At 71.6% G+C, this 23,125-nt stretch carries 28 protein-coding genes; 16 read left to right on the plus strand and 12 right to left on the minus strand.

What is annotated here, in order from left to right; all coding sequences use genetic code 11:
- Positions 1–445 precede the first annotated feature (445 nt).
- The gene (locus OG266_RS21285; RefSeq protein WP_266457881.1) at positions 446–784 is read left to right on the plus strand and encodes a MerR family transcriptional regulator; all 339 of its coding nucleotides are present in this window, start codon (positions 446–448) and stop codon (positions 782–784) included.
- Positions 785–850: 66 nt separating this feature from the next.
- Here the strand turns inward: OG266_RS21285 and OG266_RS21290 are convergent, their stop codons facing one another.
- Together OG266_RS21290 and OG266_RS21295 are read right to left on the minus strand one after the other, a co-directional pair.
- Positions 851–1,516, minus strand: coding sequence for an SDR family NAD(P)-dependent oxidoreductase (locus OG266_RS21290; protein ID WP_371547818.1), 666 nt, complete (start codon positions 1,514–1,516; stop codon positions 851–853).
- Positions 1,517–1,572: 56 nt separating this feature from the next.
- The gene (locus OG266_RS21295) at positions 1,573–1,986 is read right to left on the minus strand and encodes a cupin domain-containing protein (protein ID WP_371547819.1); all 414 of its coding nucleotides are present in this window, start codon (positions 1,984–1,986) and stop codon (positions 1,573–1,575) included.
- 165 nt (positions 1,987–2,151) lie between these two features.
- Here OG266_RS21295 and OG266_RS21300 point away from each other — a divergent pair, with 165 nt between their 5' ends.
- On the plus strand, positions 2,152–3,126 hold the full coding sequence (locus OG266_RS21300) for a TauD/TfdA dioxygenase family protein (protein ID WP_371547820.1): 975 nt from the start codon (positions 2,152–2,154) through the stop codon (positions 3,124–3,126).
- 86 nt (positions 3,127–3,212) lie between these two features.
- Entirely contained in the window at positions 3,213–3,785 is a 573-nt protein-coding gene (locus tag OG266_RS21305) for a GNAT family N-acetyltransferase (protein ID WP_371547821.1), read from the plus strand.
- A 37-nt stretch (positions 3,786–3,822) separates the two neighbouring features.
- Here the strand turns inward: OG266_RS21305 and OG266_RS21310 are convergent, their stop codons facing one another.
- Both OG266_RS21310 and OG266_RS21315 read right to left on the minus strand, forming a co-directional pair.
- Positions 3,823–4,242, minus strand: a complete 420-nt coding sequence (locus OG266_RS21310) for a DUF5994 family protein (protein ID WP_266457892.1) — start codon at positions 4,240–4,242, stop codon at positions 3,823–3,825.
- A gap of 83 nt (positions 4,243–4,325) precedes the next feature.
- Positions 4,326–4,544 carry a hypothetical protein gene (locus OG266_RS21315; RefSeq protein ID WP_371547822.1) on the minus strand — a complete coding sequence of 73 codons (219 nt, stop codon included), beginning with the start codon at positions 4,542–4,544 and terminating at the stop codon, positions 4,326–4,328.
- Between the two features lie 302 nt (positions 4,545–4,846).
- On the opposite strand from OG266_RS21315, the gene OG266_RS21320 reads away from it, so the two are divergent.
- The 3 genes from OG266_RS21320 (at position 4,847) to OG266_RS21330 (ending at position 6,829) form a co-directional block, all read left to right on the plus strand.
- Positions 4,847–5,266, plus strand: coding sequence for an STAS domain-containing protein (locus OG266_RS21320; RefSeq protein WP_371547823.1), 420 nt, complete (start codon positions 4,847–4,849; stop codon positions 5,264–5,266).
- An 82-nt stretch (positions 5,267–5,348) separates the two neighbouring features.
- On the plus strand, positions 5,349–6,080 hold the full coding sequence (locus OG266_RS21325; RefSeq protein WP_371547824.1) for an ANTAR domain-containing protein: 732 nt from the start codon (positions 5,349–5,351) through the stop codon (positions 6,078–6,080).
- On the plus strand, positions 6,077–6,829 hold the full coding sequence (locus tag OG266_RS21330) for a GAF domain-containing protein (protein ID WP_371547825.1): 753 nt from the start codon (positions 6,077–6,079) through the stop codon (positions 6,827–6,829). The genes OG266_RS21325 and OG266_RS21330 overlap by 4 nt, the downstream gene beginning before the upstream one ends.
- Positions 6,830–6,844: 15 nt before the next feature.
- On the opposite strand, the gene OG266_RS21335 is transcribed toward OG266_RS21330, so the two are convergent.
- Entirely contained in the window at positions 6,845–7,654 is an 810-nt protein-coding gene (locus tag OG266_RS21335) for a metallophosphoesterase (RefSeq protein WP_371547826.1), read from the minus strand.
- A gap of 28 nt (positions 7,655–7,682) precedes the next feature.
- Positions 7,683–9,239, minus strand: a complete 1,557-nt coding sequence (locus OG266_RS21340) for a protein kinase (protein ID WP_371547827.1) — start codon at positions 9,237–9,239, stop codon at positions 7,683–7,685.
- A 179-nt stretch (positions 9,240–9,418) separates the two neighbouring features.
- Between OG266_RS21340 and OG266_RS21345 the strand changes: the two genes are divergently transcribed.
- On the plus strand, positions 9,419–9,973 hold the full coding sequence (locus OG266_RS21345) for a DUF4231 domain-containing protein (protein WP_371547828.1): 555 nt from the start codon (positions 9,419–9,421) through the stop codon (positions 9,971–9,973).
- Between the two features lie 39 nt (positions 9,974–10,012).
- Complete coding sequence (locus tag OG266_RS21350) at positions 10,013–10,408, plus strand: molybdopterin-binding protein (RefSeq protein ID WP_371547830.1); 396 nt, start codon at positions 10,013–10,015, stop codon at positions 10,406–10,408.
- A 12-nt stretch (positions 10,409–10,420) separates the two neighbouring features.
- Here OG266_RS21350 and OG266_RS21355 read toward each other — a convergent pair whose 3' ends face one another.
- From OG266_RS21355 to OG266_RS21365, 3 genes are all read right to left on the minus strand, one after another.
- Positions 10,421–11,581, minus strand: coding sequence for an NAD-dependent formate dehydrogenase (locus tag OG266_RS21355; RefSeq protein ID WP_371547831.1), 1,161 nt, complete (start codon positions 11,579–11,581; stop codon positions 10,421–10,423).
- Between the two features lie 177 nt (positions 11,582–11,758).
- Positions 11,759–12,691, minus strand: a complete 933-nt coding sequence (locus tag OG266_RS21360; RefSeq protein ID WP_371547832.1) for a LysR substrate-binding domain-containing protein — start codon at positions 12,689–12,691, stop codon at positions 11,759–11,761.
- Positions 12,692–12,799: 108 nt separating this feature from the next.
- Positions 12,800–13,300: a molybdopterin-dependent oxidoreductase gene (locus tag OG266_RS21365; protein WP_371547833.1), complete on the minus strand. Its 501-nt coding sequence runs from the start codon at positions 13,298–13,300 to the stop codon at positions 12,800–12,802.
- A 191-nt stretch (positions 13,301–13,491) separates the two neighbouring features.
- Between OG266_RS21365 and modA the strand changes: the two genes are divergently transcribed.
- The 4 genes from modA to OG266_RS21385 are packed head-to-tail and all read left to right on the plus strand — an operon-like array spanning position 13,492 to position 16,882.
- On the plus strand, positions 13,492–14,319 hold the full coding sequence (modA, locus tag OG266_RS21370; RefSeq protein WP_371547835.1) for a molybdate ABC transporter substrate-binding protein: 828 nt from the start codon (positions 13,492–13,494) through the stop codon (positions 14,317–14,319).
- Positions 14,316–15,209: an ABC transporter permease gene (locus tag OG266_RS21375; protein WP_371547836.1), complete on the plus strand. Its 894-nt coding sequence runs from the start codon at positions 14,316–14,318 to the stop codon at positions 15,207–15,209. Before modA ends, OG266_RS21375 begins: the two co-directional genes overlap by 4 nt.
- Positions 15,206–16,360: an ABC transporter ATP-binding protein gene (locus OG266_RS21380; RefSeq protein WP_371547837.1), complete on the plus strand. Its 1,155-nt coding sequence runs from the start codon at positions 15,206–15,208 to the stop codon at positions 16,358–16,360. The genes OG266_RS21375 and OG266_RS21380 overlap by 4 nt, the downstream gene beginning before the upstream one ends.
- A 57-nt stretch (positions 16,361–16,417) precedes the next feature.
- Positions 16,418–16,882, plus strand: coding sequence for a cupin domain-containing protein (locus OG266_RS21385; RefSeq protein WP_266457929.1), 465 nt, complete (start codon positions 16,418–16,420; stop codon positions 16,880–16,882).
- On the opposite strand, the gene OG266_RS21390 is transcribed toward OG266_RS21385, so the two are convergent.
- The gene (locus tag OG266_RS21390; RefSeq protein ID WP_371547839.1) at positions 16,846–19,083 is read right to left on the minus strand and encodes a BTAD domain-containing putative transcriptional regulator; all 2,238 of its coding nucleotides are present in this window, start codon (positions 19,081–19,083) and stop codon (positions 16,846–16,848) included. The two genes, OG266_RS21385 and OG266_RS21390, sit on opposite strands and share 37 nt — an antisense overlap.
- 91 nt (positions 19,084–19,174) lie before the next feature.
- On the opposite strand from OG266_RS21390, the gene OG266_RS21395 reads away from it, so the two are divergent.
- The 3 genes from OG266_RS21395 to OG266_RS21405 all read left to right on the plus strand — a co-directional run bounded on the left by OG266_RS21395 (position 19,175) and on the right by OG266_RS21405 (position 21,603).
- Positions 19,175–20,137: an alpha/beta fold hydrolase gene (locus OG266_RS21395; RefSeq protein WP_371547840.1), complete on the plus strand. Its 963-nt coding sequence runs from the start codon at positions 19,175–19,177 to the stop codon at positions 20,135–20,137.
- Positions 20,138–20,296: 159 nt separating this feature from the next.
- Complete coding sequence (locus OG266_RS21400) at positions 20,297–20,710, plus strand: ATP-binding protein (protein ID WP_266457937.1); 414 nt, start codon at positions 20,297–20,299, stop codon at positions 20,708–20,710.
- Between the two features lie 113 nt (positions 20,711–20,823).
- Positions 20,824–21,603: a hypothetical protein gene (locus tag OG266_RS21405; RefSeq protein ID WP_371547841.1), complete on the plus strand. Its 780-nt coding sequence runs from the start codon at positions 20,824–20,826 to the stop codon at positions 21,601–21,603.
- A gap of 242 nt (positions 21,604–21,845) precedes the next feature.
- Here OG266_RS21405 and OG266_RS21410 read toward each other — a convergent pair whose 3' ends face one another.
- Both OG266_RS21410 and OG266_RS21415 read right to left on the minus strand, forming a co-directional pair.
- Positions 21,846–22,130: an SCO5918 family protein gene (locus tag OG266_RS21410; RefSeq protein WP_266457943.1), complete on the minus strand. Its 285-nt coding sequence runs from the start codon at positions 22,128–22,130 to the stop codon at positions 21,846–21,848.
- Between the two features lie 186 nt (positions 22,131–22,316).
- Positions 22,317–22,520 (minus strand): cold-shock protein, encoded by a 204-nt coding sequence (locus tag OG266_RS21415; RefSeq protein WP_010986199.1) that lies wholly within the window; start codon positions 22,518–22,520, stop codon positions 22,317–22,319.
- A gap of 370 nt (positions 22,521–22,890) precedes the next feature.
- On the opposite strand from OG266_RS21415, the gene OG266_RS21420 reads away from it, so the two are divergent.
- Positions 22,891–23,121 (plus strand): hypothetical protein, encoded by a 231-nt coding sequence (locus OG266_RS21420; protein WP_266457946.1) that lies wholly within the window; start codon positions 22,891–22,893, stop codon positions 23,119–23,121.
- The last annotated feature ends 4 nt before the right edge of the window (positions 23,122–23,125 follow it).

The following is a 23,125-nucleotide window of genomic DNA, read 5'->3' on the forward strand; positions in this document are numbered from 1 at the left end:
GAGGGCCCTGCCGACGCGCGTCGGCAGGGCCCTCATCGCGTTTTCGACGGGTACTCGCCGCCACGCCTCCCACTCCCTGGGACCGCAGAATATTTACGCCTCTAGGGCTCTGAAATCTATGCTCGCCAGAGTAGACATTGGTTGGTGTCGTGGCTAAGGTTTCTTTCATAGCCAAGTGATCGACTCAGTGGAAGGACGGAGGAGCAGACGCCATCGGATCGCCCGGACCGAGCAGTTTGCGGCCCGGGTACCGCAAGACCCCGGAATGGAAGGTGGTCCCCGGTCAAGCATCCGCGATCCTCGCAGTCCCGTCCTTCTCACAGGCCGGGCAGCGGAAACAGAAGGTCGGCGCAGCAGTAGAGCCGGCCGATGGTGTTGAATTTCCTTCGGGGCCCTGGTGCCGTACGGCGCCAGGGCCCCTCGACGCGTTGCACATCGAGGTGAAATGACAGCAGATACCCCGCTCAGTGGCCGTCTGGACGACGACGACTACCCCGCGTACACGATGGGCCGGGCCGCCGAGATGCTCGGCGCCACGCCCGGCTTCCTCCGGGCCATCGGCGAAGCCAGGCTGATCACTCCGCTCCGCTCCGAGGGCGGGCACCGGCGGTACTCCCGCTACCAGCTGCGGATCGCCGCGCGCGCCCGCGAGCTGGTCGACAAGGGAACCCCCGTCGAGGCCGCCTGCCGCATCGTCATCCTCGAGGACCAGCTCGAGGAAGCACAGCGCATCAACGCCGAGTACCGCCGCGCCGCGAAGGAATCGTCCAACGGTTCCAGCTGAGCGCCGGATCGCGGACCCGCCGGCTCTGAGCGGTCCGCCTGGGCGACGACATCTCAGGGCTCCTGATCAGCTGTCGAGGTCGTCCGCGTAGTGCCGGAACCCGTGCCGCTCCTTGTGGATGCCCCACAGGGTGTCCGCGAGCACCGCGGGGTCCTTCCTGTCGTGGCCCGAGATGATCGCGCCCGGGATGACGAGCTGCGCCACATGGATGCCGTCGCCTGCGAGCGTGTCGTGCAGCAGGTGGCCGTAGGCGCTCTCCGCCGCGAAGGCGATCGAGGTGCCTGCCCGGTCGGGGTGCGGGACCACGGCGGTGCCGCCGTTCACCAGGAGGATGGTGCCGCGGCGCAGCGACCGCATGGAGGGCAGCACCTGGCGGACGGCCGTGGCGGGTCCGTACAGGGAGAACTCGATCGGGCCCACGAGATCGGCGGGGGCCGTATCAAGGACCGGCCGCATGAAGTCCCGGTGCGGGATGGGGCTGTACTGCAGGATCTCGATCGGGCCCAGCGTCGCGGCCGCGGCGTCCAGGGCCGCTTCCAGGGCTTTCGGATCGCGTACGTCGGCGGCGAAACCGCGCGCCGTGATGCCGGCGCCGGTCAGGCCGGCGGCGAGGGCGTCGACGCGTTCACGGTCGCGCGAGACGAGGGCGACGTCGTGGCCCTCCCGTCCGAACCGCCGCGCCACGGCGGCTCCGAGACCGGGGCCCGCCCCGATGATGGCGATGGTGGTCATGGACTTCCTTCGGTGGCCGGGGGCGTGACGTACTTGTTCGTTCCGGGTCCGGCCGCTCAGCGGGTACTGCTGCGCGGAGCGCTGTACACCTCGTCGCTGACCTTCTCGAGCCACTCGGTCTCGGGGCTGCCGTCGCCGAGGCCCTCCCACATGGCGAGGTGCTCCATGAAGCGGTCCGGAGCGGCACCGTGCCAGTGCTCCTCACCGGCCGGGGTGTGGATGGTGTCGCCGGGGTGGGCCTCGATGACCGTGCCGTCGCGGGTACCGATCAGCGCGGTCCCGGAGACGATGTGCAGGGTCTGACCGAGGGCGTGCGAGTGCCAGTCGGTACGGGCGCAGGGCGAGAAGCGCACCATGTTGGCGCGCATCCGGGACGGTTCCTGGCCCGCGTAGATGACGTCGAACCAGACGTCTCCGGTGAACCAGTCGGCAGGGGCCTTGGTGGTGGACTGCGGCTTGAGGATTTCCACGGGGGCTCTCCTGAGTGGGGGTCGGGCCGAACCTTCCTCTCACCCTACGGCCGCCCCTTGGCCTGCGCTTCCTCGCTTCGTGGGCGTCACACGCCCTGTCCTGAAGGCCTGGCGGCGGTCCATGATTCTTTCGACGGGGTCGGACTCACGGTCAACGGAGCGCAGATGACGACAGATGACGGAGTCGAAGGCGTCGATGGTGTCGAAGGCGTCGAGGTGAAGCCGGTCGCGGGGCTGATCGGCGCGGAGATCACCGGGGTGGACCTGGCGGCCGGGCCGCTGGACGACGCGGTGGTCGCGGTGGTCCGGGCGGCTGTGCTGCGCTGGAAGGTGGTGTTCTTCCGGGGGCAGCGGCTGGATCACGCGGGCCATGTCGCGTTCGCGCGGCGGTTCGGTGAGCCGGTGACGCTGGGGAAGCGCGGCAGCGCGTCTCCGGAGGGGTTCCCGCAGGTGGAGACGACGGCCGACCGGCTGGAGCTGGGCGGCCGGTACGGCATGGACCACGCCGAGTGGCTGGAGCGGCGCCGCCACACCCTGCTGAGGGGCTGGCACTGCGACCACGGCGCCAGGATCGACCCGCCGGCCGCGACCATCCTGCGCGCCGAGACCGTACCCCCGTACGGCGGCGACACCACGTGGTCCAACCTGGCGGCGGCGTACGCGGGACTGTCGGAGCCGGTGCGGCGGTTCGTCGACGGGCTGCGCGCCGAGCACCGGCTCGGGGTCGGGTACCAGCCGCGGCCGGGCGACGACGCGTACCTGCGGCATCTGCTGGACCGGCAGGTCGCCTGCAGCCACCCCCTGGTGCGGGTGCACCCGGAGACCGGTGAGCGCGTGCTGTTCGTCAACGGCTACTACGTCGAGCAGATCCAGGACGTGTCCCGCGCGGAGAGCCGCCTGTTGCTGGAGATGCTGCTCGAGCAGGCGGTCCGGCCCGAGTACACCGTCCGGTTCCGGTGGGAGCCGGGCAGCGTGGCGTTCTGGGACAACCGCGCCACCATCCACCTGGCCCCGAACGACCTGGCCCACCTGGACTTCCCGCGCGTCATGCACCGCGTCATGCTCACCGGTGACGTCCCGGTCGGCGTGGACGGCAAGCCCTCCGAACCGATCGTCGGCACGGAGCCGGGGCGCTGGTGACGAGTGACCGTCCCGCGGCCGGGGGAGATCCCTTTCACGGAGGCCCCGTTGGCGAAGGCCCGTATGACAGTGACAGAGAGGCCCGTATGACCGAGGTGTACTTGCGCGGGCTGTCGCGGTGGCAGGCCGAGCAGCAGCGGGACGCCGTCGCGGACGTCCATGTCACGGCGTACGACGGTGTGGCGGGTGCCGAGTACCGCGACCGCCAGGGCTTTCTGCGCCGGTTCGAACAGCATGTGCAGCAGCCCGGTTTCGACATGACGGTCGCCGACGGGGGAGGTCTTGTCGGCTGCGCCTACGGGTTCCGGCTCGCCCGTACCGGCGAGTGGTGGTCGGGATTCCGGGGCGACCTGCCGAAGGAGATCGAGGAACTCGCCGTCTCCGGGCGGACGTTCCGGCTGGCCGGCCTGATGGTGCTGCCGGCCCACCGCCGCCAGGGCATCGCGACACGGCTGAGCGAGCGGCTGCTGTTCCGTCTCGGTGCGGACCTCGTCGTCGCCGCCGTGGAGCGTCCCGAGGGCTACACCCGTGAGAACGCGGGGGCGAGCACCCTGCACGCCTGGGGCTGGTCGAAACTCGGCGAACTCGGCCCCGGTGCCTCAACTCCCGGGCGGGAAACCGCTGCTCGGGATGTGTGGATCCGCAGACCGCTGCGGTGATCCGGGGGCAGGGCTTCAGTGCGGCGCGCGCGGAACTTCAGCGAGGCGAGCGGGCGCCGCCGGCCTCGGCAGCCGCCACGGCCGCCATCAGCGGCTCCGCGTCCGCCGCGACGAGCTCCGGCGGTACGACCAGCAGGTCACGGCGGCCCCTGCCCTGGCCGCTGAGCAGGCGCAGGACGTGGCGGCCGTGCGGCCCGGAGGTCCTGTGCAGCCGTACGACATGGTTGGCGACGAGCATCCGCCCGGGCGAGGCGTGCCACATCTCCGAGTTCACGGACACGCCGGTGATCTGACCCCACGCACGGGGCAACTCGCCTATCAGCAGCGGGAGTTCGACCAGAAGGTCGCGCGAGCGGGGCCACCATGCCCCGTCGACGCGCCGGGGCAGGGTGCTGTGCGGCGGGAGGCTCAGGCGGGCGAGGGGCTGGGAGGGCAGCGGCTGGACGGCGGTGGCCATGGAAGCGCTCCTGTCTGGGGGCACGACTTCGGCGTGCCGGTGGCTCGTGCGCGGCGGACCGCGGCACGCGGGACGGAACAGGCTCACTGACAGAAGGCGTCGAACACCTCGAAGCCGTCAGGGACATCGAAGCCGTCGAACGCAGCAGAGGCGTTCAACGCAACAGAGCCGTCGAACGCAACAGAGACATCGAGGACGAGGAGCCGGCGTAGGGACCGAACGGCGGTCATAGGGCGGAACCTGCCACGGGCGACGATCGGCCCGGCGTCGTCCTGCGCCGAGAACGAGACCGGCTCGATCACCGGCGTACGACATGCCCTCGGTTCACCCACCGTACCCCGCCCATGGCCGAGGCGGACTTCGGAGACCGGACGCCTTTCGCCCCCGAACCGCCGGTAACCGGACGGGAAGAGCCTCTCCGATCACCCGCCGATCACCCACTCGGCCAGATACCGAAGCGAGCAACTCCCCACACCCCCAGAGCAATACGCTGAGTGTGCGGCAGCCCCTGCCCCCGGCCCTCTCCGTGCAGTCCCGTTCCGCGCAACAGAGGCACTGCGCAAGGCGAAAGCCATCCGGCTGGCAGACAAAGGAGATGGGGCACATGAGCCCGCATCCCGATGCGCACGACCCGCGCCACCCCTACGACCATCACGACCCGCACGACGAGTGCCGTACGGTCCGCGCCGACGGCGAGCTGGATCTGACGACCGCGCCGGACTTCACCCGCGACCTCGAAGACGTCCGCCACGGCACCGGGCGGCTCTTCCTCGTCGTCGACCTGAGCCGCGTCACGTTCATGGACGGCAGCGTCCTGGACCCGCTGTGCGCGGCGTGGGACGACTGCCGGGAGCGGCGCGGGTGGGCGCGCGTCGTCTACACCCGGCCGGGCATAGGTCTGGTGCTCCGCGCTGCCTCCGTCGACGAGCGGTTCCCCCGGTACGCGACCGCCCACGACGCCCGGCGCGGAGTCGCCGCCGAACCCCTGAAGGAGTACAGCGCGGCGGGAGACCTGCCCGCGTAGGGTACGGAGGGCGAAGGCCGCTCGGCGCCTCTCTCGAGGAGCCCCGGCCGCTGCGGAACGGGATCCGGTGATCAGCGACGGCATGGCCGACGTTCTGCGGTCGTTGCGCCTCGGCGGGCGCGGGAATCCTGCCGAGGCGTGCGCGCGGGCGCTGCGCGCCGAAGGCGTCGCGCTGTCGCTCCTCGTGGGCGACGGCCGGACACCCGAGCCGCTCTGGTGCCACCCCGAGGTGAGCGCCCGTTTCGAGGAACTCCAGTTCACACTGGGCGAGGGGCCGGGCCCGGACGCGGTCCGCACCGGCACCCCCGTCACGGAGCCGGACCTGGACCGGGTACGCCCCGACCGCTGGCCCGCGCTGCTTCCGTCGGCGCGGGAGCTGGGCGTACACGGTGTGAGCTGCTTCCCGCTGAGCATCGGGGCCATCCGGATCGGCGTACTGACCATGCTGAGCGACGGGGACCGGCGGATCAGCGAGCAGCAGTGGACGGATGCCACGGCCCTGGCCGGCGCGCTGACCGGCGCGTTCCTCAACGGGGACCGTCGGGGGGACGGCGGATACGCACCGGGTCCCGGCACGTTCCTGGCGTGGCCGACGGGGCTCCACAGGGCGAAGGTGCACCAGGCCACGGGCATGATCAGTGTCCAGGCCGGGGTGTCCATGGCGGACGCCATGCTGCGCCTGCGGGCCTTCGCCTACAGCAGTGAGCGTCCCCTCGGGGAGGTGGCCGACGACGTGGTCGCCCGCAGGCTCCGTTTCGACGACGATATGGACGACATGAGCGGGCCTTTTTCGCCCGACGGTGGAGAGGGATGATCGGAATGGCCCGCGAACGACGCCTGGTGGAGATCTTCGTGGAGGTGGCGGACTCCCTCGTCGAGGACTTCGACGTCCTCGATCTGCTGCAACGGCTGTCCACCCGCTGCGTGGAACTGCTGAAGGTGTCGGCGGCCGGGATCCTGCTCGTCGACGCACACGGCGAACTGCAGCTGATCGCCGCGTCGGACGAACACACGCGTCTGCTGGAGCTGTTCGCGCTCCAGCACGACCAGGGCCCGTGCGTCGAGTGCTACCGCACCGGTGCGGCCCGGACGAACATAGACCTGTCGCGCCCGGACGTGACGGCGGACTGGCCGCGCTTCGCCGCACGCGCGCGGGAGACGGGTTACGTGATGACCCACGCGATTCCGCTGCGCCTGCGCCACCGTGTCGTCGGCGCCCTCAACCTCTTCCAGACCACGCCCCACCGCCTCGGCGACGACGACATCGCGCTCGCCCAGGCGCTGGCCGACGTGGCCACCATCGCGATCCTCCAGCAGCGCACGCTGGAGCAGTCGCACATCGAGAAGAGCCAGCTGGAGAACGCGCTGACCAGCCGCATCCTGGTCGAACAGGTCAAGGGCGTACTGGCGGAGCGCTGGAACACCTCGGTGGACGACGCCTTCGCCGCGTTCCGCTCGTACGCGCGCGCACGACAGCTGCGGCTGTCGGACCTCGCCGCGCTGATCATCGCCGGCGACTTCGACACCGCGGACATCCCGGCGCCGGCCGTCCCCGGCCAGTGACGTCCGTCAGTCGACTCAATTCACGAAGACCAGGCTCTCCGCCTCTTCGACGATCTCCTCGGGAGTCGGCGGAGTGAGCAGGGCGGCGACATAGCGATCCGCGTCCGGGTCGGCCGCCCGATGCGCGCGGGCGACGGCGTCCGAGACCTCGTAACGGGTGGTCCTGAGCCGGACGTCGGGGCCGAGGAGCGCCCAGTGCGCGGTGCCCGGCTCGCCCGAGTGGTACGGCTGCCCGACGCTTCCCGGGTTGACGCTGCGCAGGCCGGCCACCGCGCGGTCGAACTGGAGGTGCGAGTGGCCGGTGACCAGGACGCGTGCGTCGATCGCCGCGGACAGCCGCGCGAACCGCTCGGACGGCGTTGCGGGCGTGACCAGTTCGTGGTCGCTGCGCGGGGAGCCGTGGCAGAAGTGCACCGGGCCCAGTCCGTCGATCTCGACGACGACTCCGAAGGGCACGCGCGTGAGGAAGCCGAGGGCCTCGGGCGAGTGCCGGTCGGCGATCCACTGCTGGCGCGGGGTGTCGGCCAGGCGTACGCCGGTGCCGATCTCGGCGGCGTAGCGGTCGCAGTTGCCCCGCACGCACAGGGCCCGGTCGCCGAGCGCGGCGATCAGTTCGTACGTCTCCTGCGGCTGCGGTCCCCAGGTCAGATCACCGTTGAGTACGACGAAGTCGGCGGCGGCGACGTCCGGTTCGGCGAGCACCGCTTCAAAGGCGGGGACGTTGGCGTGGATGTCGGAGAGCACGGCGACCCGCGCGACCGGGCCGTACCGGCGCGGGGATCCTTCCCAGCCCGCCGGGCCGTGCAGGGTGACGTCGTCGTCCATCGGGACCGACCCTTCCGGCGGGAAACCCTCAACGGAGCGTGCGGAAGCCCGCCTTGACCTTGTCGAAGACAGGGCGGAAAGTGTCCCACTGCTTGTCGGGCGCCGACAGGTAGATGTCGTACTCCCGGCCGCCCTCCTGCCCGAAGCCGAAGTCGATGGCGCGGAACATCCGGACCCGTCCCTCGAAGGTGAACTCCCATACGACCGCGGGCAGTCCCTGGAACGTGGTGCGCTGCATACGCAGTTTCCGGTACGACGTGGGGTAGTTGACCTTGGTGTTCGCCTCGATGGTCAGGAAGTGCGACATGGGGCTCGCGCCCGCGGGTTCCACCATGCCGATCGTGAGGCCCGCCAGGCCCGACTTGTCGGCGTAGTCGACCTGTTCGCTCGTCGCGTTGCCGCGCTTCCAGCCGTCCGGGACGGGGAAGGCGACGCCCAGCGTCTTGTCCGTGACGAGGTGGAAACCCTTGGGGACGGGGGGAGGGGTGGACGCGGTCGTCGGCGCGGGGGTGGTCGCGGTGCCCTGGGCGGTGCCGCCCGCACCGCTGCCCTCGTCGCGCGACATGACGTGGATGCAACCGGCCACGACGGCGGCTGCCAGCGTCACGGCGGCCAGGCTCCAGGCGAACGCACGCCGCTTCTTCCTCGGCCGAGCCGACGCCGGAGCCGAAGCCGGGATCGGCGCCGGTGCGGGCTCCCGCCGAGTGAACGCGGTTGGTGGCTGCGCCGGGGCGTACGTCTGGGCCCGCGTCGGCGCCTCCCCGGCCCCGACAGGCGGCACCGCCCGCAGCGCCCGTTCCGTCTCCTCCGCCGACGGCCGCTCGTCCGGGTCCTTGGCCAGCAGCGCTTCGATGAGGGGTTCGAGAGGCCCGGCCTGCTTCATCGGTTCGAGCGGGTCGGCGACAACCGAGTACGCCGTCTCCACCGCGGTGTCCTTGCGGAACGGGGGCCGTCCCTCGACGGCCTGGTACAGGGTCGCTCCCAGCGCCCAGAGGTCGGCGGCGGGTCCGGGCCTGCGGCCCCGCATCCGCTCGGGCGCGATGTAGTCGATCGACCCGACGATCTCGCCGGTCTTCGTCAGCGTCGAGGTGCCGCTCGCCATGGCGATGCCGAAGTCGGTGAGGACGACCCGGCCCTCGGCGCCGAGGAGTACGTTGCCGGGCTTCACGTCGCGGTGCAGCACCCCGGCCGCGTGCGCGGCCCGCAGAGCGGCGACCATGCCGAGCCCGACCCGCGCTGCCTCACCGGGCGGGAGTGCACCGCCGCCCTTGAGCAGCGCACCGAGGGTGGTCGAGGGCACGTACTCCATGACGATGCAGGGCAGCCCCTCGTCGTCCACGACGTCATGGACGACGACCACGTTGGGGTGGGCGATCCGGGCGGCGCTGCGCGCCTCGCGGCGGGTGCGTTCGTAGAGCGTGCCGAGCTCGTCGTCGGTGAGATGCCGCTGGACATGCAGCCGCTTCAGCGCGACATGCCGGCTGAGCACCTCGTCCTCGGCCCGCCACACGGTGCCCATGCCACCGCGCCCGATCTGCTCGGCCAACCGGTACCGCCCGCCGATCAGCCGCCCCTCGTCCGACACAACGCGCCCTCGCCGACTCTCTCCGCGCCACTTGCCCTGTGCTGTGCAGCTCCGTAGCTGTGTAGCTGTGTTCTTTATGTTCGATTCGCGTCGACACCATAACCGTCGCAGGTTGCGGGACCGTCTCCGCGCGCTGGCGGGGCTTGACTGTGCCCAAGGTCACCGATGTACTCCCACGCATGCCAGGGACGGATGACCAGCGCGACGACCAGTTACTCGAAGCCCACCCCGCCACCCCCGGGCCGGAGGCGGCCACCGCGCAGGGCTATGTGGACAGCAGGCTGGACCAGTACCGGGGCTGGTACGACAGGAAAGCCGTCAAGATGAAGGCCATGCACCTCAGGATGCGGACGCTGTCCGTCGTCGGGGGCGCGCTGGTGCCGGTCCTTGTCAACCTCGACCTGTCGTTCGCCAAGCTCGGCGCGACCGTGCTGAGCCTGGTCGTGGTCGGCTCGGTGTCCCTGGAGAGCGTCTACCGCTACCGCGAGCAGTGGAAGAACTACCGCTCGACCGAACAGCTCCTCGTGCACGAGCGCATCTACTTCGAGACCAAGATCGGCCCCTACACCGGCCTCTCGCAGAAGGAGGCGTTCCGGACGCTGGTCGCCCGCGTGGAGACGGCGATCGCCAACGAGAACTCCGCGACCCTCAACGTCATGACGCTGGGCGGACAGGTCACCTCCGACGTCCAGCTACCGCCCGCCGTTCCGGAGGCCCGGCGCGGGGTCCAGTAGAGGTCAAAGGCCGGTGCGGCTCGACGTATCGTGACGCGTATGCAGTCCTACACAATCGGCCAGGCCGCCCGGCTGCTCGGCGTGAGCCCGGACACCGCCCGGCGGTGGGCGGACGCCGGGCGGGTGGCCACCCACCGGGACGACGGCGGGCGGCGGCTCATCGACGGCCGGGATCTGGCCGCGTTCTCCGTCGAGCTGGCGAAGACCGGAGGCGAGGAGGAGACCTCCTCCTACACCTCCGTCCGCAACGCCTTCGCCGGCATCGTCACCGCCGTCAAGCTCGGCGACGTAGCCGCCCAGGTGGAGATCCAGGCCGGTCCGCACCGACTGGTCTCCCTCCTCACCCGCGAGGCGGTCGAGGAACTGGGCCTGGAGGTCGGCATGGAGGCCACGGCGAGGGTGAAGTCGACGAACGTGCACATCGACCGCACCTAGCTCGCGCCTGGATCAGGTGGACGTCGAGTACGAGTGCGCCCCCGTCCCCGCAAGGGCGCCCCCGTCGACGATCAGGTACTCGTCGCGTATCGCGGTGCCGTCGAGCCACGACTCCAGGATCTCCCGGGTGCCGGCCGCGTAGCGGGCCTGCGCGGAGAGCGAGGAGCCGGAGATGTGCGGGGTCATCCCGTGGTGCGGCATGGTGCGCCACGGGTGGTCGGCCGGGGCGGGCTGCGGATACCAGACGTCACCCGCGTAACCGGCCAACTGCCCGCTCACCAACGCCCGTTCGACCGCGTCCCGGTCCACGATCTTCGCCCGCGCCGTGTTGATCAGATACGCGCCGCGCTTCATCGCGCCGAGCAGCTCGTCCCCGAACAGGCCCTCCGTCTCCGGGTGCAGCGGCGCGTTGATGGTGACGACGTCGCAGTGCGGGGCCATGTCCTGGGAGCTCTCGTGCCAGGTCAGCCCCAGCTCCTCCTCGACCTCGCGCGGCAGCCGGTACCGGTCCGTGTAGTGCAGCTTCACGTCGAAGGGCGCGAGGCGGCGCAGCACCGCGAGCCCGATCCGCCCGGCGGCGACCGTGCCGACGTGCATGCCCTCCAGGTCGTACGAACGGGCCACGCAGTCCGCGATGTTCCAGCCGCCGTCCAGGACCACCTGGTGGGAGGGCAGGTAGTTCCGTACGAGCGACAGCGTCATCATCACCACGTGCTCGGCGACGCTGATGCTGTTGCAGTACGTCACCTCGGCGACCGTCACGCCGTGCGCGATGGCCGCGTCGAGGTCGACGTGGTCGGAGCCGATGCCCGCCGTGACCGCCAGTTTCAGGTTCTTGGCGGCGGCGATGCGCTCGGGGGTCAGGTACGCCGGCCAGAACGGCTGCGAGATCACGACGTCCGCGTCGGGCAGCTCACGGTCGAAGACCGAGCCATCGCCGTCCTTGTCCGAGGTGACGACCAGGGTGTGGCCGCGCTCCTCCAGGAAGCGGCGCAGGCCCAGTTCGCCGGTCACGCTGCCGAGCAGGTGGCCGGGGGTGAAGTCGGTCGACTTCGGGGTGGGTGTGGTCTGGCCGCCCGGGTAGTGGTCGATGACGGGAAGGTCGTCCCGAGCGTACGTCGTGGGGTATCCGTCGGTCGGGTCGTCGTACAGCACGCAGAGCACCTTGGCCATGTCGCGGCTCTCCTCAACTCCGTTGTCGGAAGGTTCCCTTCACCATCCTCGGGGTCGATTCCGCAGGTCAAAGCGTTCCTTGCTATGCCGGGATAGACGGCGGCTATCTCACTCCCGACGCTCCGGCCGACGGCTGTCCCACACCTGCACGCCCGGTGCGTCCGGCCGACGGCCGCCTCATTCCCGTACATCCAGATAGGTGTGGAGCAGCGCGTCCAGCGCGTCCCGTACGCCCGCGCCCCGCGCCACCTTCAGCAGCGCCTCCGCGAGGACGGACTGCGGATCGCCCTCGGCCACCACGAGCCCCACCCGCGGCCCGTGCGCCGGACCCTTCAGCGGCACCACCCGCATCCCCTCCGGTACGCCGAACATGTGCAGCCACGCGTGCGAGATCACGCTCGACCAGCGGCCGCCCGGCAGATGCGCGTACAGCCCGGCGACACTGTCCGACTCGATCGCGGGCTCGGCACTCGCACCGTCGGCGGCGAAGCACTCGTCGATGATCCGGCGGTTGCGCATCCGGGGGCTCAGCAGACACAGCGGCAGCGCCGCCGCGTCCGCCCAGCGCGCCGTCGACGCGGTGGCCAGCGGGCCGTCGTCCGGGGTGAGGAGCACGTACCGCTCCTCGTACAGCGGAAACCGTCGTACGTGACGGAGCTCGTCGTCGTCCAGATACGTCATCGCCGCGTCCAGCTCGAACTCGGCGAAACCGTGAGTGATCTCCGCGGAGGACAGCGACTGCAGGCTGACCCGGGCCCGCGGGTGGCGCTCGCAGAACGGGTTGGTGAGGAGGGAGGCGGCGGGCAGCGCGGTGGGGACGATGCCCAGGCGCAGGGTGCCGGTCAGGCCGCCGCGCAGCGCCGACAGCTCCTGGCGCAGGGCGTCCCGCTCGGCGAGGATGCGGTGCGCCCAGGCGAGCACGACCTCACCCTCCGGGGTCAGCCCCTCGTACCGCCTGGCCCGCCGCACGATCGGCACGTCCAGCTCGTGCTCAAGACGCCGGATCGCGGCGGACAGCGACGGCTGCGACACGAAACAGGCGGCCGCCGCCCGCGCGAAGTGCCGCTCACGGGCGAGCGCGACCAGGTACTCCAGCTGGCGCAACAGCATGCGTCACCTCCTGTCGGCGAGGTCCGTTTCGGCGGGTTTCCGCCGGCCGGTCAGCGTCGCAGACGTCGGGCGCTCCTGTCACCGTAGACGCCCTGGGCGGCTCGCAGGTCAGGCACGGCCGAGGGCGTCGCCCGACAGCCAGGACGAATAGCCGCCGTCCACCCGTATCGCGTTGATGCCGCTGATGTGCCGGGCTCCGCAGCGGTCCTGGGGCAGGACGAGTTGGGGGCCCGCCAGGTCGAGTGGGGTTTCCTCGATGGAGACCGCGAGCAGGACCGGGGCGTGGGCGAAGTCGGGGTCGATCTCGGCCCAGGTCAGGAGGGCGTGGTGGCCGTCCGTTCCCGTCACGGCGATGAGGAAGCGCAGGCGGTCCTTGCGGCGGACGGGGTCGAACCCGGGTCCGGCGTCGGTGAGGACGTCGTGCAGCAGCGGGCCTCCGAAGCGGTGGTGCTGCACGCCGCTGGTGGCGCACTCGAAGCTGGCCCGCACCCGGTGCTGGGGCCAGGCCATCAGGTCGGCCACCGTCAGCCGGGCCGGGCGGGCGACGTCGCCGGTCAGGGCGAGCTTCGCCGAAGCGTGAGCGGGGGTTTCCGTCAGGGGCCGGCTCATGGGCACCACCTCCCGGAAGACGGTACCCAGATCACGGTCCCGTACAAACGCACATGCGTGCACCCTGCGGCAATCACGCAGCTCATGCGATGTGACAGGAGACTTACGCCTTGCATATGCGGCAGTATGATCGGCGCATGCCCGCCCGAGTAGCCAGCATGCTCATCTGAAGCGTCAGAGGGAGTAGCCCCGTGAAGACCCGTTACGCACGTCGGACCCGCCGGACCCTGCGAGTGGCCGGTGCCGGTGCCGCCGCGCTGCTGGCCCTGAGCGCCTGCTCCTCCTCCGACTCCGACGACTCCTCGGTGAAGTCCGACACCTCGTCCTCCGCCTCCCCGGAGCTCACCGGCACGGTGACCGTCTTCGCCGCCGCCTCGCTCAAGGAGAGCTTCACGACGCTGGGCAAGGAGTTCGAGGAGGCCCACCCCGGTACGAAGGTGACGTTCAGCTTCGGCGGCAGCGACACGCTCGCCGCGAGCATCACCGGGGGTGCCCCGGCCGATGTGTTCGCCTCCGCGAGCCCCAAGACGATGGCGATCGTGACGGACGCGAAGGACGCGTCCGGCACCCCCGCCACCTTCGCGCGCAACCAGCTGGAGATCGCGACCCTGCCCGGCAACCCCGACAAGATCGCCTCCCTGAAGGACCTCACCAAGTCCGGCCTCAAGGTCGTGCTCTGCGACAAGACCGTGCCGTGCGGCGCCGCCGCGCAGAAGGCACTGGACGCGAGCGGCCTCAAGCTCACCCCGGTCTCCTACGAGCAGGACGTCAAGAGCGCCCTGACGAAGGTGGAGCTGAAGGAGGCCGACGCCGCCGTCGTCTACAAGACCGATGTGAACGCAGCGGGTGACAAGGTGGAGGGCGTGGACTTCCCCGAGTCGGCCGACGCCATCAACGACTACCCGATCACCCTGCTCAAGGACGCGCCCAACGCCGCCGCGGCGAAGGCGTTCATCGCGCTGGTGCAGTCCGCCGAGGGCCAGCAGGTGCTGACGGCGGCGGGGTTCCTCAAGCCGTGACCGACCTGGGCAAGGCCGACGCCGTGACCGACCGGCTGACCGGTGGGCCACGGCGTCGGCGTGTCCGGGGCGGGGTACCGGGTGTCCGGCGTGGAGTTCCGGGTCTCCGGCGTGGGGTGCCGCTCCCCCTCCTGCTGCCGGCCCTCGTCGGACTGGCCTTCCTGCTGCTCCCCCTGATCGCCCTCCTCGTACGGGCTCCCTGGCGGAGCCTCCCGGAGCAGCTGACCAGCCCCGAGGTCTGGCAGGCCCTGCAGTTGTCGCTGGTCACGGCGACGGCGGCCACCGCGGTGAGCCTGGTCCTCGGGGTGCCCCTCGCATGGCTGCTGGCCCGCACCGACTTCCCGGGACGCGGCTTCGTACGAGCCCTGGTCACCCTGCCCCTCGTACTGCCCCCGGTGGTCGGCGGTGTCGCGCTGCTGCTGGCCCTCGGCCGCAACGGCGTCGTCGGGCAGTGGCTGGACTCGGCCTTCGGGATCACGCTGCCGTTCACCACGGCGGGCGTGGTGGTCGCGGAGACGTTCGTGGCGATGCCGTTCCTGGTCATCAGCGTGGAGGGCACGCTGCGCGCCGCCGATCCGCGCTACGAGGAGGCCGCGACGACCCTCGGCGCCTCCCGCTTCACCGCGTTCCGCCGGGTCACCCTGCCGTTGATCGCGCCCGGTATCGCGGCGGGTTCCGTGCTGGCCTGGGCGCGCGCGCTCGGCGAGTTCGGCGCGACGATCACCTTCGCGGGCAACTTCCCCGGCCGTACTCAGACCATGCCGCTGGCCGTGTACCTCGCGCTCCAGAGCGACCCGGCCGCCGCGATCGCGCTGAGCCTGGTGCTGCTGGCCGTGTCCATCGCGGTGCTTGCGGGGCTGCGGGACCGCTGGATGACGGGGGTGTCATGACCGACGTACCCCTGGTGTCGGCGTCCGAGCCGCCCGAGGCGTCGAAGCCGTCCGAGCCGTCCGAGCCGTCCGAGCCGTCCGACAAGGGTCTCGACACCCGCCTCGTCGTCGACCGCGGCTCCTTCCACCTCGACGTCACGCTCACCGCCGCCCCCGGCGACGTCGTCGCGCTCCTCGGCCCGAACGGCGCCGGGAAGACCAGCGCGCTGCGCGCCCTCGCCGGGCTGACCCCGCTCTCCGCCGGCGGGCATCTGCGCCTGGACGGCGCCGACTTGGACCGTACGCCGCCCGAGTCCCGCCCGGTCGGCGTGGTCTTCCAGGACTACCTGCTCTTCCCGCACCTCACCGCGCTCGACAACGTCGCCTTCGGGCCGCGCTGCCAGGGCGTACCCAAGGCGGAAGCCCGCGCCCAGGCCGCCGCATGGCTGGACCGCATGGGCCTGGCCGACCACGCGGGCGCCAAGCCCCGCCGCCTGTCCGGCGGTCAGGCCCAGCGCGTCGCCGTCGCCCGCGCGCTGGCCACCCACCCCCGGCTGCTCCTGCTCGACGAACCGCTCGCCGCCCTCGACGCCCGCACCCGCCTCGACGTACGGGCCCAACTCCGGCGCCATCTGGCCGACTTCGAGGCCGTGGCCGTACTGGTGACGCACGACCCGCTGGACGCGATGGTGCTGGCGGACCGGCTGGTCGTCGTCGAGGACGGCCGGGTCGTCCAGGACGGAACCCCGTCGGACATCGCCCGCCACCCGCGTACCGACTACATCGCGCAGCTGGTCGGCCTCAACCTCTACAAGGGCCGGGCGGAAGGCCACACGGTCCACCTCGAAGGCGTCGAAGACCTCGAAGCGAGCCCGGCGACCACGACGATCACGACCACCGAGAACCTCACCGGCCCCGTCTTCGTGGCCTTCCCGCCGAGCGCCGTCACCCTCTACCGGGACCGCCCCACCGGCTCCAGCGCCCGCAACCTCTGGCAGTGCGAGGTCGGCGGCCTGGAAACCCACGGCGACCAGATCCGCGCCGACCTCACCGGCGAACTCCCCCTGGCCGCCGACCTCACCACCGTCGCCGCCGCCGAACTCGACCTGCACCAGGGCGCGCCGGTCTGGGCGACGGTGAAGGCGGCACAGACGCACGCGTATCCGGCGTGACCCGAACACGCCCGCCGTACATTGATCCGCTTCCGCTCGGCGTGGTAGACGCATGCAATGACCTCACCTGAACCCCGTTCCAAGACACCGGCGTTGGCCGAAGCCCTCGGTATGCAGCCGCACCCGGAAGGCGGCTGGTTCATCGAGACATGGAAGGCGACACACACCTTCCGCCCGGACGGCTACCCCGGCCCCCGCGCCGCCGCGACCGCGATCTACTTCCTCCTCGCCCCCGGAGACACCTCCGCCTGGCACAAGGTCCGCTCCGACGAACTGTGGCTGTGGCACCGCGGCGGCCCCCTGGAACTCCTCCTCGGAGGCGACGCCGACACCCCCGACCCGAACCCGACGGTCGTCCGCGTCGGCCCCGGCATCGAAACCGGCGAACACCCCCAGGCCCTCGTACCCGGCGGCATCTGGCAGTCCGCCCGCCCGGCCACAGACCAGGAGGTCCTGGTCAGCTGTATCGTGGCCCCCGGCTTCGACTACGAGGACTTCCACCTCATCGACTCGGGGGCCTGAGTCCTCGGGGCAGCCGCCGCCCCCAGAGACCCCAGGCGCGTCGCGATCTCCGCGAGCCACTGCTTCACCGGGCCGAGGCTGATCAACCCGCTGCCCGCGCCCGCGAGTTCGTCGGCGGCCGGGAGGAGGCGGGCATAGGTCCGCTTCAGTACGAGAGGGTCGCCGAGTCGGAGCGCGGCAGCAGCCTCCAGGCAGGAAAGGGCCTCGTACAGCAGGTCCCGGGGTGGTTCCGGCAGAGCGCGCAGTGCCGTGCCCGCCTCGGTGCGGCGGCCGGTCTCCAGGAGGGCGAGCGGCTCGGCCCAGGGGCGGTACGGGCCCCAGTCCGCGCGCAGGTCCACCCCCGTCGCCGGCGCCCGGTGCGCCAAGCGCAGGCACAGCGACGCGAGGGGGAGGAGTCCGCGCTCCAGTCCCGGCATGCCGGCGCCGTCCAGCCTTGCGGCGGCGGCCCGATAGGCGGCCTCGGCTTCCGCCCGCCGTTGCCCGGACGCGGCCGTCCGCAGAGCCCCGTACCACTCGGTGAACACACCTACCAGCGGCAGTTCGTGACGCTCCGCCAGCCGGTCTGCGGCGGCGGCGTGTTCGTCCGCCGTCGCGAAGTCGGCGAGGGCGCTGCGGGCCTGGAGGCGGATGAGGTGGCCCAGGACTTCGAAGGTGGTCAGACCGTGACGGGCGGAGAGGGTGACCAGTTCCGCGCCGATCTCGTCACGGCGCGGGGCGAGTCCCGCGCGGTCGAAGGACTGCATGAACGTGCCGTTGAGGGCGAACGCCAGCAGCGCCGGGTCGTCGAGGCGGCGAGCGGTCTCCTCCGCCTCGCGGGCGGCCTCCGGTCCGCGAGAGGAACGGGTGCCGCGCATCTCCAGCGCGATCGTGGCCAGCAGGCGGCAGCGCGCCGCGTCGTACGCCGGGGCCTGCGGAAGGGCCGCGAGGGTGCGCTCGGCGGCCGCGACGAGCCGCTCGGCCAGGTCCGGATCGTCGACGCGCGTCCAGATCGCGGGGACGTCGAACGCGCCGATCACGCGGGCGGTCAGTTCCGCGTCGCCGGACTCCTCCGCCGCGTCGACGGCCGCCATACGATGCTCCCGCGCCGCCTCCAACCCACCGCCCCCGGTCACCGCGAGGTTCCGCATCAGCCCGACGGCCGACTCAAGCCGGGCGCGTGACCCCGCTCCGGCGGCGCGGTCGTAGGCGGCGGTGGCCCGTGTCCAGATCTGCGCGGCGGCGTCGGGGGCGGGCGTGGGGGTCTTTTCGCCCCCTCCGCCCCTACCCGTCCCTTGCTTCCTGGGGGCTCCGCCCCCAGACCCCCGCATCGCGCTGACGCGCTCGTCCTCAAACGCCGGACGGGCTAGGGGTAGCCCCTCCGGCGTTTGAGGAGCGGGGGTTTGGGGGCGGAGCCCCCAAGTGACGGGAATGGGTAGGGGCGGAGGGGGCGAAAAGCCACCCACCTCCAACCCGGGAGCCTGCACCAGGATGTCCGCCTCCAGGCGCCGCAGAGCGGGGCCGGGGTCCAGCCCCAACTGGTCCGCCAGCGCAACCCGCGCCCGCCGCACCACCGCAAGCGCATCCGCCTGACGCCCCGCCCGATAGAGCGCCAGGGCAAGCAGACACCAGGCGTCCTCGCGCCAGGGATGCCCGGCGGCGTGCGCATCGAGGTCGGGCACCGCCTCGGCGGCACGACCGAGCGCGAGCTGGGCAGCGGCGCGACGCTCAACGGCCTGTAGCCGAAGCTCGGAAAGCCGGGACCGCTCCCCGCGAGCCCAGCCCTCGTGCGCGAACTCGGCGTACGCCGGCCCCCGCCACCACCCGAGCGCCTCCTCCAGCCCCCCGAGCGCCTCCTCGGCCGACAGCTCCACGGCACCCCCGACGACCGCCTCGAACCGCCACGCGTCCACCGCATCCGGCGAAACACGCAACGCGTACCCGGGCCCCTCGGTGACCAGCAACCGAGCCGGCGCACGCGGCGGCCGCTCCGGTTCCAGCGCCCGCCGAAGCGCACCGACGAAGGTCTGTACGGCACCCACCGCACCCGGGGGCGGCTCCTCCCACAGGTCTTCGACCAGCCGGGCGACGGACACGACCCGCCGCCGGGCCACGATCAGCCGGGCGAGCACGGCCCGGTGCCGCGGCCCCTTCAACGCGAGCGAGCCCCCGCCGCGCGCGGCCACGACTGCCCCGAGCACCCCGAAGTCGATCCGCTGCTCCACGCCACCACCGTACGCGCGCTGATTCGCCGCTGATTCACGCCCGGCAAGCTCGAGTCGTCCCTGCCCCGCCCCCTCCGAAAGGCAGAAACCCGTGCCCTCGACCACGCCTCCGACCATCCCCGGCTTCGCCTACCACCGCATCCCCGTCGCCGCCGACGTGTCCCTGAACGTCGCCGTCGGCGGCTCTGGCGGCACCCCCGTCGTCCTCCTGCACGGCTTCCCGCAGACCCATCTGATGTGGCGACACGTAGCCACCGACCTCGCCGCCGATCACACGGTCATCTGCCCCGACCTGCGCGGCTACGGCGCCAGCGACAAGCCGGCCGAAGCCGCCGAACTCACGGAAACCGACGCCGGGTCGACGTACTCCAAGCGCACCATGGCAGCCGACATCGTCACCCTCGCCCGCGCCCTGGGCCACGAGCGCTTCGCCCTGGCCGGCCACGACCGAGGCGCGCTCGTCGCGTTCCGCGCCGGACTCGACCATCCCGGCGCGGTCACACACCTCGCCTCGCTCGACGTCCTGCCCACGCTGGACATGTGGGACGTCCTGCACGGCACGACCGCGGCGGTCGCCTTCCACCTGTACCTCATGGCCCAGCCGCCCGGTCTGCCGGAACAACTCATCGGCGCGGCCCCGGACGCGTTCTTCGGCCACTTCCTCGACCAGTGGGCGCGGCAGACGGAGTCAACGGACCCGGGGACGACAGCGATCCCGGACGACATCCGCGCCGCGTACCTGAAGGCGTCCCGCGAGGCGGTGCCGTCCATCGTCGCCGACTACCGTGCCTCCGCCGGCATCGACGTCGTACACGATCTGGCCGACCGGGAGTCCGGAAACCGCCTGCGGATGCCGGTCACCGTCCTCCAGCAGGACTGGGGCGCCGCCCTCGGTTTCGACGCCGCCGCGCGGTGGTCCGCCTGGGCGACCGATCTGCGCCATTCCACCGTCTCCTGCGGTCACTTCATGGCGGAGGAGGCGCCCGCAGAGGTCACGAAGGCGGTACGGGATCTGCTCACACGCACGGGCCGACGAGTGCCGCCACTCCCGTAACTTCCTTAGCGCCTTTGTGACGTTCGACGCCGGTTGTGGATCACTCGGCGTGGGCATCACCCGTAGGCAGGACCGGCCGCGCACCTATCGCGCGGGTCCCGGCCGGCGGGGGGTCCGACCGCCGGGAGTACCGACCGTCCTGGAGGGGAGTGAGGTGTCATGCGTGCGCATGAGCGCGCCGTCCGGCCGACCGCCCGCGTCGAGTACACACTGCCGCGCACGGCGGTGTCGGCGGGCAGGGCCCGCAGGCTCACGTCGGCGTTCCTCACCCGGCCGCGGATGAACGCGCCGACGGCCGACCAGGTCGACGACGCCACGCTGATCGCCTCCGAACTCGTCGCCAACGCCGTCCGGCACGGCGGCACCGGCTGCCGGCTCCGCCTCCAGGTGGGCCACGGCGAAGTGACCGTCGAGGTGCACGACGACAGCCCCGGGCGCCCCAGTGTCGGCCCGATGGACACCGACTCGGAGAGCGGCCGCGGTCTCGCGATGGTCCAGCATCTCGCCAACCGCCTGGAGATCGTCAGCACCGGCTTCGGCGGCAAGACGGTCCGCGCGGTTCTGGCAGTGTGAGGCCCGAGGCTCCGCCTGCGCGCGATGACGGGGTGCGCCCGGGCGGGTGACGCGGAACGGCCCGCCGACCGGCGTCGGCCGAGGGCCACCCCACCCGCATGTAGAGACGAACCATGCGCTTTTCTCGAAGAGTCTGGGTGTCGGGGGTGGCGGCGACGGCGGTCGCGGGCGGGCTGGCCGCCTTGCTGGTCACCGGAGGCGGTAGCGGGAGCGAGGGCTCCCGCCGGACCGCTGCTGCCGCGGACGAGGCTCAGCGCACGGCCATCGCGCTGACCCGGTTCCGGACGGCGTCCCAGGCCGGTCCATCGGAGGTCACCGTGCGGCTTCCCTCGGCGGGCGGCGGGGCGGTGACGGTGCGCGCCGTGGCCGACTACCGGGTTCATCGGGCGGTCGGCGTGTACGAGGTGATGGACGAGGGGCACGTCATGCGGGGGCTGCTTGCCTGGGACCTTGAGGGCGTCGCGGTGGCCGGGTCCCCGGTGGCGTCGACCGACGACACCTCGGGGTCCTCCACGCGGCCGGCCGCCCCCGGGCCTGTCACCACCGCCGTCCAGGCGGCGCGTCGGGCGAGCAGCCTGACTCCGGGCCAGTGGACGCGTCGCCCCTACGGCAGCGCTCCGCTGGACCAGGCGCTGCAACTGGCACTGTCCGTGACCGCGGACCGCCCTGCCGACCGGCGCTCGTGGTCACGCGCCGACGGCCCGGCCATCCACCCCAAAGCCTCTGCGCGCCCCACGACTCCGCCGACCTACGTGCTCGACGCCGCCGGTGACCTGCGCCGCATCACGGCCCGCGTCGCCCCCGGCCGGAAGGCGACGATCGACTTCGCGGCGAAACGGGTCCGAGCGGGGGTTCCGGGCGCGCCGTGGGAGGGGAGGCCGGGGCGCCAGTGACGGTTGGGGGGTGGGTTTTTCGCCCCCTCCGCCCCTACCCGTCCCGTTCCTGGGGCTCCGCCCCAGACCCCGCTCCTCAAACGCCGGAGGGGCTGAAAATCCTGCCCGAGCCGGAGATCTTTCAGCCCGTCCGGCGTTTGAGGACGAGCGCGTCAGCGCGACACGGGGGTCTGGGGGCGGAGCCCCCAGGAAGCAAGGGACGGGTAGGGGCGGAGGGGGCGAAAACCCACCCCCCGCACCCGCTACGCCGGTTCAGCAGACCAGTCGCTGAGCGCAGCACGCGCCGGCGCCGGCGCCGCCGGCTGGCACACGAACCCGAGACGGGTCAACGCACGGGCCACCTCGAACTCGGTGAAGTCGCGGCGGTCCTGCCGGGTGATGACCTCCCCGACCTGCTTGACGGGGTACGTACGCGAACCGATGACCACGGACTGACCGGTGACGGGTTCGGGCTGGACGTCCGCCATCGAGTGTTCGACCTCACCCTTGATGAGGTCGAACGGGAAACGGGCGATCACACAACGCATGGGTGCCTCCGCAGGGGAAGTTTCCCAGCACCGGAAAGCGGGCACGGCGTCACGGGAAATTCGCCGGAAATTTAATGCGGGAATAAACAAAAAGCAGGTGGCCGGGACCCGCACCTCAGGGTGCAGGTCCCGGCCACCTGTAAGCGTCGGCCGACTCAAAAGTCAGGCGTCAGCGGGGGTCCCGGACTAGGCGGGGACGATGTTCTCCGCCTGGGGGCCCTTCTGGCCCTGGGTGACATCGAAGGTCACCTTCTGGCCTTCCTGGAGCTCACGGAAGCCCTGGGTGGCGATGTTCGAGTAGTGGGCGAAGACGTCGGCGCCGCCGCCATCCTGCTCAATGAAGCCGAAGCCCTTTTCCGCGTTGAACCACTTCACGGTGCCAGTAGCCATGTCAAATCTCCTTCGGGGCAAAGCTCGAGGACCCACACTGTGTGGGTCCGCGTCTGCGCGATGTTGCCCCCTCCGGAAAAAGCACCGGATATTCAGAAGCCCACTTCCCGGTACGGACCGGTAAGTAGGCTCCAAGACTTTGGGAACCACAACTGCAACTGATATCGACACTAGCACGGGACGGCCGGGAAGGGGGGCGCACTATCTCACCCCACTCGGGGGAATAAAGAAACTCCCCGCACTGCGAACCAATTTCTCCATCTGTCACGACAGATATTCGCCCCCGCCGGAGGCAGTGATCACCCGCCGCCCGCCGCCGACGGGCCCGCCCCGACTTGCCTGACCCCGCCGCCCGGGGTGCGCTGGACCCATGACGACCGACCCCGGCGCGGTCTCCGAGACCTTCGCGTTCGCCTGCGGGAACTGCGGACACACCTGGCGGGCGACGTTCAAGGTCATGTTCTTCACCGACCCGCTCGACCCGACCGGGCAGGGCACGCAGGAGTACGTCGACGAGGACGGCGCCGCCATCAGGTCGCCGCTGACCGACGCGGTGTGCGCGGTGTGCGGGAGCCGGCGGGTCCGAGTGTCGGCCGGCTGAGGCG

It is taken from the genome of Streptomyces sp. NBC_00554, assembly GCF_041431135.1.
In the GTDB taxonomy this organism is placed as follows: domain Bacteria; phylum Actinomycetota; class Actinomycetes; order Streptomycetales; family Streptomycetaceae; genus Streptomyces.

Coding starts and splice junctions, on each gene's coding strand:
- OG266_RS21335 (WP_371547826.1), bottom strand. CDS start 7,654: ATGGACGACGACGTCACCCTGCACGGCCCGGCGGGCTGGGAAGGATCC.
- OG266_RS21410 (WP_266457943.1), bottom strand. CDS start 22,130: ATGCGTTGTGTGATCGCCCGTTTCCCGTTCGACCTCATCAAGGGTGAG.
- OG266_RS21350 (WP_371547830.1), top strand. CDS start 10,013: ATGCAGTCCTACACAATCGGCCAGGCCGCCCGGCTGCTCGGCGTGAGC.
- OG266_RS21420 (WP_266457946.1), top strand. CDS start 22,891: ATGACGACCGACCCCGGCGCGGTCTCCGAGACCTTCGCGTTCGCCTGC.
- OG266_RS21290 (WP_371547818.1), bottom strand. CDS start 1,516: ATGACCACCATCGCCATCATCGGGGCGGGCCCCGGTCTCGGAGCCGCC.
- OG266_RS21325 (WP_371547824.1), top strand. CDS start 5,349: ATGGCCGACGTTCTGCGGTCGTTGCGCCTCGGCGGGCGCGGGAATCCT.
- OG266_RS21365 (WP_371547833.1), bottom strand. CDS start 13,300: ATGAGCCGGCCCCTGACGGAAACCCCCGCTCACGCTTCGGCGAAGCTC.
- OG266_RS21330 (WP_371547825.1), top strand. CDS start 6,077: ATGATCGGAATGGCCCGCGAACGACGCCTGGTGGAGATCTTCGTGGAG.
- OG266_RS21305 (WP_371547821.1), top strand. CDS start 3,213: ATGACCGAGGTGTACTTGCGCGGGCTGTCGCGGTGGCAGGCCGAGCAG.
- OG266_RS21285 (WP_266457881.1), top strand. CDS start 446: ATGACAGCAGATACCCCGCTCAGTGGCCGTCTGGACGACGACGACTAC.
- OG266_RS21380 (WP_371547837.1), top strand. CDS start 15,206: ATGACCGACGTACCCCTGGTGTCGGCGTCCGAGCCGCCCGAGGCGTCG.
- OG266_RS21405 (WP_371547841.1), top strand. CDS start 20,824: ATGCGCTTTTCTCGAAGAGTCTGGGTGTCGGGGGTGGCGGCGACGGCG.
- OG266_RS21355 (WP_371547831.1), bottom strand. CDS start 11,581: ATGGCCAAGGTGCTCTGCGTGCTGTACGACGACCCGACCGACGGATAC.
- OG266_RS21415 (WP_010986199.1), bottom strand. CDS start 22,520: ATGGCTACTGGCACCGTGAAGTGGTTCAACGCGGAAAAGGGCTTCGGC.
- OG266_RS21360 (WP_371547832.1), bottom strand. CDS start 12,691: ATGCTGTTGCGCCAGCTGGAGTACCTGGTCGCGCTCGCCCGTGAGCGG.
- OG266_RS21320 (WP_371547823.1), top strand. CDS start 4,847: ATGAGCCCGCATCCCGATGCGCACGACCCGCGCCACCCCTACGACCAT.
- OG266_RS21310 (WP_266457892.1), bottom strand. CDS start 4,242: ATGGCCACCGCCGTCCAGCCGCTGCCCTCCCAGCCCCTCGCCCGCCTG.
- OG266_RS21300 (WP_371547820.1), top strand. CDS start 2,152: ATGACGACAGATGACGGAGTCGAAGGCGTCGATGGTGTCGAAGGCGTC.
- OG266_RS21400 (WP_266457937.1), top strand. CDS start 20,297: ATGCGTGCGCATGAGCGCGCCGTCCGGCCGACCGCCCGCGTCGAGTAC.
- OG266_RS21345 (WP_371547828.1), top strand. CDS start 9,419: ATGCCAGGGACGGATGACCAGCGCGACGACCAGTTACTCGAAGCCCAC.
- OG266_RS21385 (WP_266457929.1), top strand. CDS start 16,418: ATGACCTCACCTGAACCCCGTTCCAAGACACCGGCGTTGGCCGAAGCC.